Below are 19,417 nucleotides of genomic sequence, written 5' to 3' on the forward strand. Positions count from 1 at the left end.
CAGCGTTTTCATTCGCTTTTGTTCTCTTAAATTGCTCTAAAATATGGGCAAAGTTCCGAATGCCATTCTACACAAAAAGACAAGGCGCTCAGGGGCAACCTTGTCCGCAATCTTATTTTACGTGGTTTTCAAACTCTTTTTGGCTCTTTTCGATAGCCTTTTTACTTTCTGCTTCCCACTTAGTCTTGGCTTCGTCAAATTGTTTCTTGGTAACAGGGTCTTTTTGTAATCTCATGTACTTATAATTATTTCCGTCACCCTTGATTCCCACTAGGGAGTATGCACGTGTAAACGGAGTTACTTTTGTTACAGAGGCTGTCCCACCATTTGACATAGCAGACATGACTAGAGAATTGTCAATCATCCAAGCTTGAGCTTCAGCGTATTTCTCATAACGCTTAGCGACATCTTTATTCTCAGCATCTGCTTCTTTCAGGAGTTGTGTATAGGTATCGAGTCCCAAACTCTTAATGAGCTCTTGGTCTTCCTTGGCATCAAGACCAAAAATCTTGAGATAGAAGCCAGTTTCAGCATTGAAGGGGTCTAGATAAGTTGATGGATCCTGGTAATCACCAACCCAACCATCAAAGTTTAGGTCGTAGTCACGAGCTGCTGGATTTGGTGCTAGGAAGGCAACATTTCCAAAGTCATCTGTAGAAAGCTGTTGAACATCAATGACGATATTGTCAGAACCTAGTACTGTTTCAAGGGTTTGTTTAACCGAGTTCATACCAGAGACCGCATTTTTATTTGTCTGATCAACAGGGACATCCAAATGGATTGGGAAAGTCACGCCTTGGGCTTCCAATTCCTTTTTAGCTTCCGCAAATTTTGCTTGGGCCTTTTCCTTGTTAAAGTAAGCATCTTGAGCGTCTGCCAAATTGATACCTGACCACTCAGTTCCGTAGTTCACAAGCTTAGAGGCTGTTACTTCTCCAAAGGTCTTATCTCCCACCTGAACAAATGTTGGGGGAACCAGAGTATTACGAAGGGTTTTGCTCGCTGCTTCTTCACCGTTAGATTGAGCAGAGTAGGCTGTTCGATCAATACCAAAGTTGATAGCCTGACGGAAATTTTTATTTAAGATAGCTGTTTGAGCGGATTTCTTTTGTTCGTCCGTTATTTTAGCGGTATGATTATAGGTTTTGCGGTTGACGTTAAAGTTAAAGTACCAAGATGTCTTGTCTTGTAAGCTATAAACGATATTGTCTTGGTATTTTTCTTTTGTCTTAGCATAGTTCGAACTATTTGGATAGACTCCTGCAATCGAGTAAGCACCATTTTCAAAGTTTCGAATGGTCATCTCCTGATCTGACCCATCAAAGTAGGCTAACTTAACTTTTTCAATGGTTACTTTGTCATGGTCATAATAATGTGGATTCTTCACATATTCGATCGAAGATTTTGATGTGAAATCTTTTAACAGATAGGGGCCGTTATAAAGAATACTGTCTGGTGTCAAGGTACCAAAATCTTTATCCTTTGATTTCAAGAACTCTTCGTTGACTGGGAAAAGAATACTATTGGTTGTCTTAGAGTTCCAATAAGGTTCTGGTCGTGTCAAAGTGTACTCAACCGTATAGTCGTCCAAAGCTTTGATACCAACAGTTGAAAAGTCATTAGTCACACCCGTCACATAGTCATTCAATCCCTTGATTGAATTTTGGATCAGATCCATGGCTTGCCCCTTGTTGTCAGCGGCATATTTGATCCCAGTGACAAAATCCTGAGCTTTGACTGAAGCGTATTCCTCACCATCAGCCGTATACCACTTGGCATCTTTTCTAAGCTTGTAGGTATAGGTCAAACCATCTGATGAAACAGACCAATCCTCAGCAAGAGCAGGTACGAGGTTCCCATAGCTGTCATTTTCTAACAAACCATCTACAAGATTGGTAATAACGGCAGTGTTATCCGCATAATAATCTAGAAGATAGTTAAAAGTTGTTGGATTTGCACTAAATGTTGATGAATAAGTGCTAGTATCTGTGTTGGACTGTCCACATGCCGAGAGCAAAATCCCTGTCGCTAAGACAAGACCTGTCCCGATTAGTCTTTTTTTCAGTTTGATCATCATTCACTCCTTTATGTCACTTTTTATAACATAACCATATTTTATCAAATTTATTCAAAAATGTAAAGTTACTACCTTTATGACAACTGGTGTCTAAAACAAAAAAGGGAGCACAGTTTCCTGCAACTTCCTTTTCTATTTATAGATTACTTGACGTGTTTTTCTAGCTCTTTTTGGTATTTGGCATTTGTTTCAATCTTTTCTTTCTGCCATTTCTTGAGAGCTTCTTCGTATTCTTTTGTAGTTACGACATCATTTTGCAATTCCAAACCTTTGAACACAAATGGGTCTCCCTTGATTCCGACTTGAGAGTATGCTTTTGTGAATGGCACAGTACGGCTAACAGTTGGAGAACCACCTGAAGAAGCAACTGGGATCAAGAGCGAACTATCCGATACCCAGGCTTGCGCTTTAGCGTATTTTTCGAAACGCTTATTGAGGTCGCTTGTTTCAGCTGCGGCATCATCCAAGAGTTTCTTGTATTCGTCTAGACCGACTTGAGCCATCACTTCTGGATCTTTTCCACGAGTGATACCCAAGTGTTTAAGGGCAGAACCCTTCTTAGCATCAAGAATGTTTAGGTAGGTAGCTGGGTCTTGATAGTCTGGTCCCCAACCAGTTCCATTCAAGTCGTAGTCTTTTTGTGCTGGAACCTTAGCTTGAGAAGTAATGCTCATTTTCTCATTATCGGTCATTTGAAGGACATCGACAATGACATTTTCAGTACCAAGTGATGATTCGATAGACTGCTTGAGTGAGTTGGTTTGTTGAACCGCGATTACATCTGTTTGTTCAACGGGGATATCCAAATGGATTGGGAAGGTAACACCCTTGGCTTGCAATTCTTCCTTGGCTTTAGCAAAGGCTGCCTTAGCTTTTTCAGAACTGTAAATCGTATCCTTGCCATCTGTAAGGGCTACATCTTTCCACTGGTCTCCATATGAAACGAGCTCTGCCTGTGCCAACTCTCCAAAGGTTTTTTCACCAACTTGAACGTAGTCATGAGGCACTAGGCTGTTACGGATAATCTTGTTCGCACCTTCTTCACCATTCAACTGAGCAGTGTATGAGTGACGGTCAAGGGCAAAGTTTAGCGCCTGACGGAAGTTCTTGTTAAGAAGAGCTTCTTTCGTTGATGTTTTTTGAGCTTCGTCTGTTTTGGCTGTTTTATTGTAAGATTGGCGGTTTACGTTAACAGTGAGGTAGTAGCTTGTCGCTTCTTGTGGACTGTAAACAATCTTATCACCGTACTCTTGTTTAGTTGACTCAAAATTTGAACTTGTTGGGAAGAGACGAGCTGTTGTATAGGCACCTTGTGTAAAGCTACGAATCAAAGATTCTTGGTCTGATCCATCGTAGAAAGTTAGTTTAATATTGTCAATCTTGACATTGTCCTTATCCCAGTAGTTTGGATTCTTTTCATATTCAATGACTGATTTTGAAGTCAATGATTTCAAGAAATAAGGACCATTATATAGGATACCTGATGGGGTTGGTGCACCGTAGTCGCTCCCTTTAGAATTCAAAAATTCTTCATTAACTGGAAGCATGGTTGCAGTTGTGACCTTAGAGTTCCAGAAACTTTCTGGTTTGTTGAGCGTGTATTCTACCGTGTAATCATCAACAGCCTTAACTCCTACGGTAGAGAAATCATTGCTCTCACCACTAACATACTCTGCCAAACCTTTGATAGAATCCTGAATCAAAGAAAGACCATCTGATTTTCCGTCAGCAGCATGTTTAAGCCCAGTAACAAAGTCTTTGGCCTTAACTTCAGCGTATTCTTCTCCATCAGAAGTATACCATTTTACACCCTTACGAAGTTTGTAGGTGTAAGTCAAACCATCCTTTGAAACAGACCAGTCTTCTGCAAGTGATGGAATTAAGTTCCCATACTTGTCATTTTCCAAAAGACCATCAACAACGTTTGCTATAACGTCAGAGGTTGAGCTCTTGCTCGTCACACTATAGTCCAAAGAAGATGGATCCATAGCGTAGACATAAGAGAATGTTTTGGGAGCATCCGCTTTCTTTTCACTTTGCCCACAAGCAGTTAACAGTAGAGCTGCACTCAAAACAGCACCTGCTCCTAAGAGCCACTTTTTCGATTTCATAAGTAATCTCCTTAAAGATAGTGTTTTCACCATTATACCCTATTTTTTCATAAAAGCAAGGACTTTCGACAGATTTTTTAGAAAATTCTAACAAATATTTTTTAAAGACTTTTCTATATATTTTTCAACAAAAGAACCCCAAGCATCAAAGGCTTGAGGTTCACTTATTTTAATCCGTTAGTTCCACACAGAAAGCATCCCATGGTGCCAAGGTTTGTTTTTCAACTGCTTCTTTAGCAGTAGTATTTTCAATCAAGATTGACTTAACTCTTCCTTCTACTGAAAAGTTTTGTTTTTCATTGGACAAGTTAGCTACAACTAAGAAGCGGTGCTCACCGTCCTTACGGATATAAGCAAAGATCTTGTCAGCTGTATCAAGCAATTCAAAGTCAGCTCGAATCAGCCAGCTGTTCTCCTTACGGATTTGAACGAGTTTTTGATAAGTATAGAAAATAGAATCTGGATTTGCCAGAGCTTCTTGAACGTTGATTTTTTCGTAGTTTGGATTAACTGCCAACCAAGGTTGACCTGTTGAGAAACCAGCGTTTTTGCTCTCATCCCACTGCATCGGGGTACGGGCATTATCACGTCCAATGACACGGATGCTGTCCATGATTTCTTCCATAGAAACACCTTTTTCAAGAGCTTCACGCGCATAGTTGAGGGATTCAATATCTTCTACTTGATCCAGTGTTTCAAATGGATAGTTGGTCATCCCAATCTCCTCACCTTGGTAGATATAGGGAGTCCCTCTCATAAGATGAAGCAAGATTGCAAAGGCTTTGGCAGATTTTTCGCGATATTCTTGGTCATTTCCCCAGATAGAGACGATACGAGGGAGGTCATGGTTATTCCAGAAGAGGGAATTCCAGCCATCTTCAACTCCCAGCTCTGTCTGCCATTTGTTGAAAATCTCTTTTAACTTCCCTACATTTAACTCTTTTTGGTAGTGCCACTTAGGTTGCCCTTCCTGATATTGAAGACAGATGTGTTCAAACTGGAATACCATAGACAATTCTTGTCCCTTTGGATCCGAGTAGAGCTTAGCAATCTCTGGCGTTGCACCCCAGGTCTCTCCTACTGTCAAGAGATCTTTGTCACCAAAGGTGGCTTGGTTCATCTCCTTGAGATAGGGATGGAGCATAGGACCGTTATTGACTACTTTCTCATCAGGAATTTTCCCAATCATGTCAATGACATCCATACGGAAACCACCAATACCTTTATCAATCCAGAAGTTCATCATCTCATAAATTTTCTGGCGCAGTTTTTCATTCTCCCAGTTGAGATCGGGCTGTTTCTTGCTAAAAAAGTGGAGATAGTATTGACCCGACTTTTCATCGTATTCCCAAGCAGATCCACTAAAGATAGACTCCAAATCATTGGGCTCATCTCGCCAGATATAGTAGTCTCGTTCGGGGCTGTCAGGATTTTCACATGCCTCGACAAACCAGGCGTGTTCATCCGAGGTATGATTGACCACCAAGTCCATGATAATTCGAATGTCACGCTTCTTAGCTTCTGCGATGAGTTGATCCATGTCCTCCATAGTCCCGAAAATAGCAGCAATCGCTTGATAATCAGCAATATCGTAGCCATTATCATCCATCGGACTGTCATAAACAGGAGAAAGCCAAATAGCTGTAATCCCTAACTTAGCTAGATAGTCTAACTTACTCGTAATTCCTGGCAAATCACCAATTCCATCTCCATTACTATCCATAAAACTCTTGGGATAGACTTGATAGACTACGGCATTGTGCCACCATTTTTCTTGCATCTTCTTACCTCATTATTTTAATAATCTATAGTCTATGATAGCGCTTTTTTAAACTTAGTGCAAGCGTTTGCCTAATCTTTTTGATTTCTTTTTTGACTCCGTAGTTTCCTATCTTCCAATTTTTTATTATAATAGAGGTCAGAGGTAAAAAAATGAAAAAACAAGCTTTTAGTTCTGAACAATATTTGAATCTACAGCGCGACCACATTTTGGAGCGCATTAACCAATTTGACGGCAAGCTCTACTTGGAGTTTGGTGGCAAAATGTTAGAAGATTTCCACGCTGCTCGTGTCCTTCCTGGTTATGAGCCTGACAATAAAATCAAGCTCTTGCAAGAATTGAAAGAGCAGGTTGAAGTTGTGATCGCCATTAACGCAAGCAACATCGAGCATTCCAAAGCGCGTGGTGACCTAGGCATTTCTTATGACCAAGAAGTTCTTCGCTTGATTGACAAATTCAATGAACTGGGAATTTTTGTTGGTTCGGTTGTCATCACACAATACGCAGGACAACCCGCTGCAGATGCCTTCCGCAACCAGTTAGATAAAAACGGGATTGATTCCTATCTTCATTATCCAATCAAAGGATACCCGACGGATATGGATCACATTATTTCTCCCGAAGGCATGGGGAAAAACGACTACATCAAAACCAGTCGCAACTTGATCGTCGTAACAGCTCCTGGACCTGGTTCTGGAAAATTGGCCACTTGTATGTCCAATATGTACCACGACCAACTTAATGGCATCAAGTCTGGTTACGCTAAGTTTGAAACCTTCCCAGTTTGGAATCTTCCCCTTCATCATCCGGTCAACTTGGCCTACGAGGCTGCAACCGCAGACCTTGATGATGTCAACATGATTGACCCCTTCCATCTTCAAACTTACGGAGAAACTACTGTCAATTACAACCGTGATATCGAAATCTTCCCAGTACTCAAACGTATGTTGGAACGCATTCTCGGTGAATCTCCATACGCTTCACCAACAGACATGGGTGTCAACATGGTTGGTTTCGCTATTACAGATGATGAAGCTGCTGTCGAAGCTTCTAAACAAGAAATCATCCGTCGCTACTATCAAACTGTTCTTGATTTTAAAGCTGAAAAAGTCGGAGAAACTGCTGTCAAGAAGATTGAACTTCTCATGAACGACCTCGGCATCATACCTGCAGACCGTAAGGTTGCTGTCGCTGCACGCCAAAAAGCAGAAGAAACTGGTGGCCCTGCCCTAGCCCTTGAATTGCCAAATGGGGAAATCGTGACTGGTAAAAACTCTGAACTCTTTGGTCCTACAGCTGCTGCCTTGATCAATGCCATCAAAAAATCAGCTAACATCGCTAAGGAAGTGAAACTCATCGAGCCTGAAGTCGTCAAACCAATTCAAGGTCTTAAAATCAATCATCTCGGTAGTCGCAATCCTCGCCTCCACTCAAATGAAATCCTGATTGCACTTGCAATCACAGCTATGGAAAATCCTGATGCTGCGCGTGCCATGGAAGAACTTGGGAATCTCAAAGGAAGCGAAGCTCATTCAACCATCATCTTGACCGATGAAGACAAGAACGTCCTTCGCAAGCTAGGCATCAACGTAACCTTTGACCCATACTACCAATACGATCGCTTGTATCGGAAGTAATTAAACGAGGCTGGACAAAACTCAATTTGAGAGAAAAATCCAGTAAATCTTTACATAATAAAAAAATCAAACGCATAATATCAAGTCTTTTGGACACTTGGTATTATGCGTTTTTATGATTTTCCATTCTCATTTATTTCAATGAAATTGTCAACTCGACAGAGGCTCCTCCTTGGTCTGGATTGAGCAGGGTCAGACGACCACCATGCAAGAGAGCTACCTGCTTAGAAAAGGCTAAGCCGATACCATGATGGGGATTAGTTGAATTGCGGCTTTGGTCACTCTGGTAAAAGAGCATTTCTGCTCCCAGCAGCATCTCCTCAGAAAATGCAGGGCCATTGTTCCAGATAGCAAAAACCAACTGGTCCTGCTGCACTGATACCGTTAGCTTGACTTCCTTTTGGTCCTGATTAGCATGTTCAAGCGCATTCAGTAAGATATTGAGCAAAGCCCGCTTGAGATAGTCCAAATGAATGGACAATCTCAAGCTAAGATCACAATCTTCTTGGAGATAAAAATGATAGCTTTCCTGTTTGCTGAACAGTGCCCAATCATCCTGTAGATAAGCCAAAAAATCCCCTAAGGAAAGCTGACTGAACTGATTAGAATCAATCTGAAAAGTCTTAGCGTAATCAATCAAAGAGCCACAATACTCTTCCATCTTGTGACTAGCCTGCAAAATCTCAGAAGCATAGTCTGCCTGTGGCTGGCCTAACTGCGCCAATTCCAAGAGTTCAGCATTCCCCTTAATTACAGTTAGGGGCGTCTTCAAATCGTGCGATGTCGCTGATAGCTGTAAAATCAACTCCTGATTATGCTGCTGCTCTCTTTCTAGAAGATGAGCATTTTCTTGGTGGCTGCTCCGTAAATCGCTATAAACTTCTAGCATTTCCTCAATCCGAAAAAGCTGACTTTGATTTTCTTCTAAAAGCTTCTCGCTCTTTAGCATTTTTATTTCCCTGTCGATTTTTCGGAGCAATTTCAAAATATGATAAAAAGTAATCAGCAGCAAGCTCCCTGCCCAGAAGAACAAGGTGAAAAGAACGTAATCACTTCCTTGCGTAAATTCATAGCCTATAAGCACAAAAATCAAAACATGAAAAAAGACGATTTTCAAGCTAGTTGTCCAGACTAGGCTTTTGAAATTTCGGGTTCTAATTGCCATCTATAGCCTACTCCTCTCACTGTTGCGATTGCTTGCAGACCTTCTTGTTTGCATTTTTGGCGAATCTGATATACGTATTCTGAGATAGAGCGAAGCTGTGTTTCTGAGCTTTCTGGGTAAAGCAAGGTATGCAGGCGTTCAGCTGAAAAGGTCTGCTTGGGATTGCTAGCTAGTAAATGTAGCAACTTAAACTCTCGCTCTGAGAATTTCAATACTTTACCAAAACAGATAATTTCATAGCGCTCTGGATAAAATTGACAAGAAGCAATCTCAGAATAGCGCTCCTCACGTCTTTCCTCCCGCCGAAGATGCGCCCTGACACGCGCCAGCAATTCGTTGGTCCCAAAAGGCTTGACAACATAGTCATCTGCTCCGCGAAAGAGCCCTTCCACCTTGTCCGCCTCCAATTCCTTGGCCGTCAAAAATATGATGGGACACGAAAGATGAGGACGAATGTAGGAGCACAGCTCAAAACCATTAACAGGCTCCATCATCACATCTAGCAAAATCAAGTCATATCCGACAAAATGCGTCAGCTCTAGCTCTTCTATTCGATCAAGCGTCGTCACATCATAAGCATCGAGCTCTAGGACATTTTTCACCAGCTTCAAAATGCTCCGGTCGTCATCAACCACCAAAATACGATACTGTCTCATGATTTCCATTATAGCATACCTCTAGCGAACATCTCGTTTCAAGGTCAAGAATATAGCAGAGCTCCAAATCAAAGCTAGCCAGAACAGCTGTATTCCCAACCCTGATAGATCTATTGAATGCTGAAGCCCTTCATACTCAAAAAGATTTAGCGTAGCCAGATCGGGCAGGTACTTTGCTTCTTTGATAAAAGTTGCCAATAAACGGCTAAGACCAATCAAGAGAGGAAATAGCACCGACACCGGCACAACCCAAGATTGAAAGAGCAAAGCGAGGCCAGCAGCTAAAAGAGCCAGAAAAAGATTGCTGAGAAGACCAAAAGAGCTGTAATAGAGGAATTTCCCCAGTAAGGGCCAGCTAAAGTCTAGGTCAAATCGAGCCAGCATAACAAAGAAACAGCTGCCTATCATGACACTGTAGAGAACCAAGAGCAGAACGGCCAGAAAAAGGAATTTCCCAGCCAACCAAGCCTTTCTATTTGATACGGTTAGAAAATTCGTTCGTATCCCAGACTTGACAAACTCCTGGGCAAAATAGAGGGAAGTTAAGATGACGATGACAGGCTGCGCCAGATAGAGGGCATGTAAAGCCTCACTCAGAGCCTTCGTCTGACCAACTGCTGTCTGACTATAGTCAAGATTCATCAGGAAAAAAGGAACGACTACCAGAACCACCAAGGCTGCACCAAGAGCGAGATAGTAAGAACGGAACTTAATCCATTCACTTTTAAGCAGAGCTTTTATCATCAGTAGCGTCCTCCTAAATCCGTCTTCAAAAAGCGCAGAGAAGCCATGCCGCCGATGACTAGCAACCATGCACCAAGTATCAACAGCCCTTGCAAGGGATTGTTAGCATATTGGGAAGTTGGCGTTGCAGCAAACAACTCTCCTGCTGGCTGTGGCAAATAAGCCCCCCAACTCGTGTGAGCTGCCAGGTAGTTTCCCAGATTATAGAGCTGGGGCACAAGAAAGATTAAGGGAAGCAACATCGTCCGCCCAAGCAATCCCAATAAAAAGGACAAGAGACCTAGCAATGCAGTAGCTAGTGCCTTCCATAAAAGATGACTCCAGGCAACTTGATTAAGTAAAATTGGATGTAGCCCTTCTTTTCCTAAAGCCAAGTGCATGACAATATAGCTCAAATAAATGGATAAAAAGCTAATGGCAAGAGAAAAGCAAGTAAAGGTCATGAGTTTCCCCACAAGCAGCTTCAGGCGGTTATTACAGGATAAAAGACTGGTTCTCAAGCTATGAGACTGAAATTCCATAGCTCCCAAAATTCCAGCTAAAATGACCAAAACCATGACCGCCATAGAAGCCCCGTTGAGACCTAGATATTCCAGCGGATCAATGGCGTTTATCAGATTAGGAACCGTCTCAGGCGTAGCATCCAAGCCGATAGACAGATACTGTCGGCCCTCCAACCAGGATACGACAGGCACCAATAGCAGCATGAGGGCCACACTCACTTTGAAAGCCTTGATTGATCGGATTTTCAACCATTCTGAATGCAATAAGGACATCGTTTCTTTCATCTTAAACCTCCTCTGTCAAATCAAAGAAGAGATCTTCTAGACTGTCTGAATCTTGCAGCACCTCTTCCAATCGTCCTTGCTCAATAATTTGCCCATGATGAATCAAGACTACATCATCTGTTACCATTTGTACCTCAGACAGGATATGAGAGGATAGAAGGACGGTTTTCCCTAAATCAGCCTGCTTGCGAATGAACTTTCTAAACCACTTAATCCCACTTGGATCCAAGCCATTGGTCGGCTCATCTAATATTAGAAACTGAGGATCACCTAGTAAAGCTACTGCCAACCCCAGGCGCTGCCCCTCTCCTAGAGACAGGCTTGATAAGAAATCCTTTTTCTTATGAGCGATCCCAGTCATATCCAATACCTCATCAATCCGAAACTTCGGAATAGCATTACTTGCAGCAATAATATGCAGATGGTCGTAAACCTTTCTATTTGGCAGACCTCCAATACCGTCAAAAGCTGCACCTACTGTTTTGAGAGGATAAATCATTGACTGATAGGTTTGTCCATCAAAAGTCGCAGTTCCTGCTGTCGCCCGATCTAAGCCCAAGAGAATCCTCAAGGTCGAGCTTTTTCCTGCACCATTATGTCCTAGAAAAGCCGTAATGCGACCACTCCTAGCTGTAAAAGAAATATCCTTTAAAATTTGCTTGTCTCCATATTTTTTAGAAACACGATCAATTTTTACAATATGTTCCATACTGAACTCCTTTATCTTTATTTTCTCCAGTATACCCAATCTAGTTCAGAATTAGTTCAGAGATTAAACAGAAATTTCAGAAAAAGTTGATCCACTTTTCAAAAGTCACCTGAGTTCCACTAGAAAAACTAAACTTTTCTTTCACAAGGTATTCTTCTCTCCATTCTTTCTTTATAATTCTGAGGTTTATGTATAGAGACTTTATTATAAAAAGTCATTTATCAAACTCCATCAACAGCACCCTTTATGTTATAATGAAAGAAGAAAACTGAAAGGATTTACCATGTCAAAAGAAGTTATTGTTGAAAGTTTTGAACTTGACCACACCATTGTTAAAGCACCTTATGTTCGCTTGATTGGGGAAGAAACGGGGCCAAAGGGAGACATCATCTCCAACTTTGATATTCGCTTGGTACAGCCAAATGAAGACTCTATCCCTACTGCTGGGCTTCACACTATCGAACACCTCTTGGCCAAACTCATCCGTACCCGAATTGACGGCATGATTGACTGTTCACCATTTGGTTGTCGCACAGGCTTCCACATGATTATGTGGGGTCGCCATACCAGTGCTGAAATTGCAGCTGTTATCAAGGATTCGCTCAAGGAAATTGCTGAAACCACTACTTGGGAAGATGTCCCTGGAACAACCATCGAATCTTGCGGAAACTACAAGGACCACAGCCTCTTTTCTGCTAAAGAATGGGCAAAACTCATCCTGGAACAAGGAATCTCAGATGATGCCTTTGAGCGCCATGTCATCTAAACACAAAAAGGAACCAGCTTTTAGCTAGTTCCTTCTTTTTTTATTCTCAAAATCTTGAGTTAGGCTTTTTCACGAATAACCAAAACGCCATCTTCCATATCTGCTTCCAAATGTTTAGCATCTAGATGATCCAAGTGGAAGTCCGTCACCTTATCACGAATTTGTTGTTCAACCACGCGACGGAGAGGACGAACACCCATAACTTCGTCATAGCCTTCTTCTGTGATAAAGTCCTTAGCTGCTTGGCTGACTTCCAAATCAATGTCTTTCTTAGCCAAGGTTTGGTTGACTTCAGCCAACATCAAGTCCACAATCTTAGAAAGGTCTTCCTTATTCAAGTGTGAGAACTCGATAACTGCGTTAAAGCGGTTAAGGAATTCTGGACGGAAGTATGGTTTCAAACGATCCATTAATTCTGGTTTATCTGCATCTTCTGTCAAGTTAGCTTCATAGCCAAATCCAGCATTTGATGTCGCGATAATGACCGTGTTCTTGAAGTTCACTGTATTTCCTTGACCATCAGTCAAACGACCGTCATCCAAGACCTGAAGGAGAAGGGTGATTACTTGAGGATCCGCCTTTTCAATTTCGTCCAAGAGAATGATAGAGTAAGGATTACGACGAACACGTTCTGTCAAAGTATTGCTATTGTCATCATAACCCACATAACCTGCTGTTGTACCGATTAACTTAGATACAGCTGTGCGGTCACTGTATTCAGACATATCCAAACGAATGATAGCATCCTTAGTTCCAAACATATCCAGTGCCAATTGCTTAGCGAGCTCGGTCTTACCAACCCCAGTTGGACCTACAAAGAGGAAGCTACCGATTGGGCGATTGCCTTCATCAAAACCAGCACGGTTACGACGAATAGCACGAGCCACTGCTTCTACTGCCTTGTCTTGGCCGATAACCTTGTGTTCCAAACGATGAGCCATATCTTTTAGGCGTTCGATATCAGATGCCCCCATTTGAGAAACTGGGATACCAGTCATACGCTCTACGGACTCGGCCACATCATTGACAGTGGCAGTCACTTTCATGTCTTCTGTGTGGTTTTCGACTTTTTTCTCTAATTCTGCAATGCGAGTTTTAGCATTGAGAGCTGCTTCAAAGTCTTCTGCCTCAACTGCTTTTTCTTGCTTGTCTTTTTCTGCCTCAATTTCCCGTTCAACAGCATGCACATCTGTTACAGGATGTTGAGCTGCCAAGTGAGCAGCCGTTACGTCTACAAGGTCAATAGCCTTATCTGGCAAGCTACGTTGAGGAATGTATTGGATAGAATAATCCACTGCTGCTTTCAAGACTTCGTCTGGCAAGATGACATTGTGGTGTTGTTGATAGAGGTCACGAATCCCTTGAAGGATTTTAAAGGTATCCTCTGCTGAAGGAGCATTGACCTTGACTTCGTTGAAACGACGAGCAAGAGCTGCATTTTTCAAGATGGTGTTACGGTATTCGTCTTGAGTTGTCGCTCCAATAACGGTCAATTCACCACGAGAGAGAGCTGGCTTGAGAATGTCCGCAAGCCCTTTAGAACCACTGTCTCCTCCGATTGAGCCAGCGCCAAGGATTTGGTGAATTTCATCAAAGAAGAGGATAATATTCCCTGCTTCTTTCACCTCATTGACTAGATTTTGAACGTTTTCTTCAAAGCTACCACGGTATTGAGTACCAGCCTCAAGACCTGAGATATCAATAGAAATAATTTCCTTGTTCTTGATGGCAGCCGGAACATCTCCATTCACAATAGCTTGTGCTAGACCTTCGACAACGGCTGTCTTACCAACACCTGCATCTCCGACAAGTACAGGATTGTTCTTGGTACGACGCGAGAGGATTTCAGATGTTTCTTGAATTTCCTTGTTTCGTCCAATAACAGGATCCAACTTGCCTTCACGAGCTTCCGCTGTCAAGTTACGACCTAGTTTAGCAAGGACACCGTCTTGTTTCATACCTGAAGCGTGTTGTTGCATTTGTGCATCAGATTCTGCATTACCTGGCAATTGACCAGTTGCACGATAGTGAGCAAATTCCTCAGGTGTCACTTCACGTCCATTAATCAAGTAGCGACGATTTTCAGAACTATATCCTCGCATACCTCCCATCAATTGGTTAAATAAATCATCCATGTTGTTAAAGTTATTAAAGTTGTTGTTCATATTCTTTACCTCGTTTATTCTTAATTATATGCGATCTCTGATATTGACTATCTTTGATCTTTGTTTTAAAAATTTTAGACTAGCTAACTAGCTACCCTACGTATAATTTCTGGTTTTTCTTTCTTAAATAAGCCTTTTATCATCTTCTTTTCAAAATCTGTTAGATTTAACATAGGCCTCACCCCTTTCTAGGGTATCTATCATACATTTTCAAGAAATAGGATCATTGAAAATGAAGTTTTCTAAGGAATTCATTTTCCTTATGTTTCTACTATACCACTTTAGTCAGTAAAAGTCAATAACTTTTTGACCAAATTTGACTATTTTTTTAAAAAATTTTTTGAAGTACAAAAAAAGCCCCTAGAAAACGAATTTTCTAGAGACTTTCTCTATCAGGTTTAAGAGAGAAGTAGAATTCTCACTTACCAAGTTTCATGTTTCTTCTACAAAAGCTTAAGCTTTGCGTTTTACGAAGAATACCAATCCACTCAATGCCAAGACTACAAATCCAAGCGCAGAAAGGATAGAGGTTGCTTCCCCTGTGTTTGGAAGTTCAGCTTTACCTTTAGTCTCAGTAGCTGGAGGTGCTGGTTTTGGATCCTCTTTTTGTCCTGGACCAGTTGGTTCTGTTCCTGGAGTTGGATTTGTTCCTGGATTATTTGGCGTTGGATCTGGTGTTGGTGTTGGATTATTTGGAGCTGGATTTGGAGCTGGATTTGGTTCTGGTGTTGGTGTTGGAACAGTGTATTTATTTGTAAATACAACTGCTTTACCATCTGCATATGAGACAGTCGCAGTCAAGAGACCTTGACCATCTGCAACTACAGTGACTGTTACAGTATGCTCAGTCTTATCGTATTCAATACCCTCTTCAGTACCAACTTTTTCAACCAAGGTATAAGTGTGAGTACCTGCTTCTTCGAATGAACGAACAAAGGCTACTTTACCTTCGGCAGTATTCTTAGCTGTAGCTACAACGGCGCCTTTCTCTTTCAATTCGAAAGTATAAGCATCAGCCGCAAGTTCTTTACCTTCAAGTTTCTTAGTTGCTTCAATCGTAGCTTCTACCGCTGGTGCTTTGAAGCTATTCTTGAAGACATTACCTGCTGGATATTCAACAGCTGCCTTCAAGGCGTTGGTTGCTGCATCTTTGGTTACTGTTACCTTTGCAGTCTTTTCTGTATCGTAAGTAATACCAGTTGCTCCAGCATTCACTTCTTTTACAGTATAAGTATGAACACCTTCTGCATCATAGTTGATTGCATTAAATGTTACTTTCCCACCTTGGTTTGTTTTTGTATCAATTTTTTGTCCATCTTTGTACAATTCAAATTGGAACTCACCATCAACCAAAGTACGACCAGTCAATTCTTTCGTAAACTCAAGTGTTGCTGATGTAGCTGTTGGAGCTGGTGCTGTATAAATATTTGTGAAGACCCGTTCTGTATCCGCATCTTCTACAGTCGCAACCAATTGGCCTTTACCATCATCCGCAACAGTGACGAACACTTCATACGCAGTTTGATCATAAGTGATTGTTTTATCGTCACCAGCTTTTTCAGTAATAGTGTAAGCGTAATCGCCTGCTGCTGAGAAAGTGACGTTGAAGACAACTTCTCCTGAGGCAGTATTCTTAGCCGTAGCTACAAGGTCTGAACCTTCTTTCAGTTCGAAAGTATAAGCATCAGCTTCAAGCGCTTTTCCTTTCAAGACTTTCTTAGCTTTGATTGTAGCCTGCGCAGGTTCCGCTTTATAGTCATTAACGAAAACTGGTGTTTCACTTGTAACTGTCGCGACAAGTTGACCTGAGCCATTATCTTTCACTTCTACAGTTGCTGGATGTTCTGTTTTATCATAAGTTACACCAAGTTTATTGCCAACCTTTTCTGTAATAGTATAGTTATATACTCCTGCTTTTGAATAGCTAATTTCAGAAAAACGAATCAATCCACCAGCAGCATTCTTTGCTGTCGCAACAACCTTATCACCCTCTTTCAGTTCAAACTCAAACTCATCTATCTCTAGCTCTTTACCGTTCAAAACTTTTTTAGCTTCAATAGCAATTTTTGCTGGAGCTGCTTTATAAGTGTTGGTGAAGGTTGGGTTGTTACCTGCAACAGCCGCCTCAAGTTGACCTTGACCGTTATCTGTAACGTTTACTGTCACTTCATGTGTAGCAGTGTCGTATGTCACACCTGCTTCGCTACCTGCTTTTTCTGAGATAGTGTAAGTGTGGTCGCCTGCTTCATTGTATTCGATTTCTTTGAAAGTAACAGTACCGTCTGCAGCGTTTTTAGCTGTCGCAACGACTTTGTCACCTTCTTTAAGCTCGAATTCGTATTTATCAGCTTCAAGGGCTTTACCTTCCAAGACTTTCTTAGCTGTAATCGTTGCACTTGTTTTAGCTGCTTTATAAGTGTTGGTGAAGGTTGGGTTGTTACCTGTAACAGTTGCAACAAGTTGACCTTGGCCGTTATCTGTAACTTTTACCTTAACTTCGTGTTTAGCAGTATCGTATGTCACACCTTTTTCACTACCTGCTTTTTCAGTGATAGTGTAAGTGTATTCACCTGCTGTTTCTAACTCAATTTCTTTGAAAGTAACGGTGCCGTCTGCAGCGTTTTTAGCTGTCGCAACGACTTTGTCACCTTCTTTAAGTTCGAATTCGTATTTATCAGCTTCAAGGTCTTTACCATTCAAGACTTTCTTAGCTGTGATAGTTTCTTTAGCTGGAGTTGCTTTATAGGTGTTAGTGAAAGTTGGTTCTGCAGATGTGACAGTTGCTGTTAAAACTCCACTTTGGAAAGTTGCTGCTACAGTAACTTCCTTGGCTTCTGTATCAAATGCAACGCCTGCAACTGCTGTTGAAGTGTCTTCTTTGATGATGTAGTGATAAGTTCCCGCACCTTTTACTTGGAGATTCTCAAAGGTAATAGTCCCATCAGCTTTTGATTTTGCTGTAGCTACAGGATCCTTCAAGTTCTCTGCAGTAAACAGGTTAAAGGTAAACTCATCTGCTTTTGGAAGTTTATCTGTACGTCCTTCTACTACTTTCTTAGCCGTCACATTGAATACAGCTGGAACAGGTTCGTCTTTAAGATGAATAGTAGAACCCGCAGCACCGAGTTTGACTGTATACTCTTTTTCATCTAGTTTATAACCTGCTGGAGCAGTCTTCTCTTTGATCTTAAACGTTTTACCTTCCCATTTCTGATCATAAGTTTTCGTAAGCGCTACTCCTTTTTCATTCGTAGTCACTTCTGTTGTTTCACTTGCATCATCTGCTGCTGTCACAGTATATACCGCACCCGAAACCGGAGCAAGAGTGAAGGCATCAGTCTTATGAATCTTAATTTGGTAAGCAGTAGATGCTACAATCGTACCAGAAATCAAAGATGTCGCCTCAGCTGTCATATCAAGTGCTCCCGGACGACTTGTATTCTGTGCTAATTTAGTCCCGTCAGCCAATGACAGAGCAACCCTATTTCCTACTTTACTTCCATCATTAGGAGTTGTTGTGTTATAAGAGACTATATAAGAGGTCGTTCCATCTTTAAAAATGATATCAAATGAAGTATAGTTTTCGTTCCACGAAACGGTATAGTCTTGTCCCTCAGTTAACAAAACTGCATCATCTGGAACAGCAGAAGTCCCAACAGTGATATTTGCCTTATACACTTTTAGAGTCTCAGGAATATACTGTGCAGGAGTGTAACTAGTATCATCATTTGGTATAGTATCATGTAATACAATATTTTGTCCTAAGTCTTGTTTCTCTGTATTTACACGTACACGCCAGGTAGACCATGCATCTCCCTTGCTAACCGAACCAATCTCAGCCAGTTTTGGAGAGTTCCAATTTTCAAGGGCAGCACGACCCCCAATTTTAGCATAATTTTCAGTACCAACTTTGGGACCATCGATTGTTTTTGATGAATAAATGTGAGTCACTTCTTGCTTCAATGAGGATGAATTAAAGTTTATGCGGGTTTTATTCTGATCCTTTAAGAATCTAAAAGTAACAGAAAAATTCCCTGACACATCCTTTACCTTATCTCCACCAGTTTTCTCTAGATATTTATCCAAGTTTTTCAAGGTGATTTTTGCTTTCCCACCTTGATCAGTCCCATTTGAAGTCACTTCAGCTTCTCCAATAGTAACTTTTGTTGTCGGATCGATTAAATCCTGACTCCCCTCATAAACTGCCATAGGAGCAGGTATATCAAAGGTAAAATAATCTCCATTATTCAAATGTTCATTATACTGTTTGAGATCAAAAGTCACGCGAAGCTTATATGCTAAATTCGTACGAAGCGAGAAATCTCCTTCTGAACTCACATTTTGCTTAGTATCTGAAGCATCTAACAGATCAATACCTGTAATGACTTGTGTCAATTCTTTTGAAACAGGATTATCTGCTTTAACAATGCCTATCAAAACAGATGCTAGGCCTAAAATAGCAAAAGCTAACGCAGAAAATTTAGAAAGCATATTTAACGCTTTGCTTTTCGACATTTCTTCTCCTCTTTTCTTTATGAAATTTTTATTTCTAATCTCCCTAAGAGATTACATCATACCATTTTGACAACCCCTATCACTAACTAGAGTTTATCTATTGTATTATAACATCTCAATACAATCTATTCAAGTTTAATAACTAGAAAATAAGTTTTTATAAGATTTTATTATATTATTCTCTCGAATTTCAACACATTGTCACAAGAATTAACAAAATCTCTCAGTATTTTTCATATGATATGTCGAAAATTTATCTTTTAGATATAGAAAAAAGCCAGTCCTATAGACTAGCTTTCTTTCT

The 19,417-nt window shown here is 41.1% G+C and carries 12 protein-coding genes; 2 read left to right on the forward strand and 10 right to left on the reverse strand.

Annotated features, from left to right (window positions below; all coding sequences use genetic code 11):
• Positions 1–112: 112 nt before the first annotated feature.
• The 3 genes from MK395_RS06935 to MK395_RS06945 form a co-directional block, all read right to left on the reverse strand.
• Entirely contained in the window at positions 113–2,074 is a 1,962-nt protein-coding gene (locus MK395_RS06935) for a peptide ABC transporter substrate-binding protein (protein ID WP_268711563.1), read from the reverse strand.
• A 146-nt stretch (positions 2,075–2,220) separates the two neighbouring features.
• The gene (locus MK395_RS06940) at positions 2,221–4,188 is read right to left on the reverse strand and encodes a peptide ABC transporter substrate-binding protein (RefSeq protein WP_268711564.1); all 1,968 of its coding nucleotides are present in this window, start codon (positions 4,186–4,188) and stop codon (positions 2,221–2,223) included.
• Positions 4,189–4,357: 169 nt separating this feature from the next.
• Positions 4,358–5,968 carry a glycoside hydrolase family 13 protein gene (locus MK395_RS06945; RefSeq protein ID WP_049479881.1) on the reverse strand — a complete coding sequence of 537 codons (1,611 nt, stop codon included), beginning with the start codon at positions 5,966–5,968 and terminating at the stop codon, positions 4,358–4,360.
• Between the two features lie 152 nt (positions 5,969–6,120).
• Here MK395_RS06945 and MK395_RS06950 point away from each other — a divergent pair, with 152 nt between their 5' ends.
• Positions 6,121–7,605: a DUF1846 domain-containing protein gene (locus MK395_RS06950; protein WP_000743588.1), complete on the forward strand. Its 1,485-nt coding sequence runs from the start codon at positions 6,121–6,123 to the stop codon at positions 7,603–7,605.
• Between the two features lie 133 nt (positions 7,606–7,738).
• Here MK395_RS06950 and MK395_RS06955 read toward each other — a convergent pair whose 3' ends face one another.
• The 5 genes from MK395_RS06955 to MK395_RS06975 are packed head-to-tail and all read right to left on the reverse strand — an operon-like array spanning position 7,739 to position 11,667.
• Entirely contained in the window at positions 7,739–8,770 is a 1,032-nt protein-coding gene (locus MK395_RS06955) for a sensor histidine kinase (RefSeq protein WP_001007877.1), read from the reverse strand.
• Positions 8,737–9,435: a response regulator transcription factor gene (locus MK395_RS06960; protein WP_000404923.1), complete on the reverse strand. Its 699-nt coding sequence runs from the start codon at positions 9,433–9,435 to the stop codon at positions 8,737–8,739. Before MK395_RS06960 ends, MK395_RS06955 begins: the two co-directional genes overlap by 34 nt.
• A gap of 12 nt (positions 9,436–9,447) precedes the next feature.
• Positions 9,448–10,170 carry a lantibiotic ABC transporter permease gene (locus MK395_RS06965; protein ID WP_268711565.1) on the reverse strand — a complete coding sequence of 241 codons (723 nt, stop codon included), beginning with the start codon at positions 10,168–10,170 and terminating at the stop codon, positions 9,448–9,450.
• The gene (locus MK395_RS06970) at positions 10,170–10,958 is read right to left on the reverse strand and encodes an ABC transporter permease (RefSeq protein ID WP_268711566.1); all 789 of its coding nucleotides are present in this window, start codon (positions 10,956–10,958) and stop codon (positions 10,170–10,172) included. Before MK395_RS06970 ends, MK395_RS06965 begins: the two co-directional genes overlap by 1 nt.
• A 1-nt stretch (position 10,959) precedes the next feature.
• The gene (locus MK395_RS06975; RefSeq protein ID WP_268711567.1) at positions 10,960–11,667 is read right to left on the reverse strand and encodes an ABC transporter ATP-binding protein; all 708 of its coding nucleotides are present in this window, start codon (positions 11,665–11,667) and stop codon (positions 10,960–10,962) included.
• Positions 11,668–11,950: 283 nt separating this feature from the next.
• On the opposite strand from MK395_RS06975, the gene MK395_RS06980 reads away from it, so the two are divergent.
• Entirely contained in the window at positions 11,951–12,433 is a 483-nt protein-coding gene (locus tag MK395_RS06980) for an S-ribosylhomocysteine lyase (protein ID WP_000032544.1), read from the forward strand.
• A 59-nt stretch (positions 12,434–12,492) separates the two neighbouring features.
• Here the strand turns inward: MK395_RS06980 and MK395_RS06985 are convergent, their stop codons facing one another.
• Both MK395_RS06985 and MK395_RS06990 read right to left on the reverse strand, forming a co-directional pair.
• Positions 12,493–14,598, reverse strand: coding sequence for an ATP-dependent Clp protease ATP-binding subunit (locus MK395_RS06985; protein ID WP_001063360.1), 2,106 nt, complete (start codon positions 14,596–14,598; stop codon positions 12,493–12,495).
• 453 nt (positions 14,599–15,051) lie between these two features.
• Complete coding sequence (locus tag MK395_RS06990; protein WP_268711568.1) at positions 15,052–19,113, reverse strand: Spy0128 family protein; 4,062 nt, start codon at positions 19,111–19,113, stop codon at positions 15,052–15,054.
• Positions 19,114–19,417: the final 304 nt, after the last annotated feature.

Origin of the sequence: Streptococcus oralis, assembly GCF_026782085.1 — a bacterium.
In the GTDB taxonomy this organism is placed as follows: domain Bacteria; phylum Bacillota; class Bacilli; order Lactobacillales; family Streptococcaceae; genus Streptococcus; species Streptococcus oralis_DA.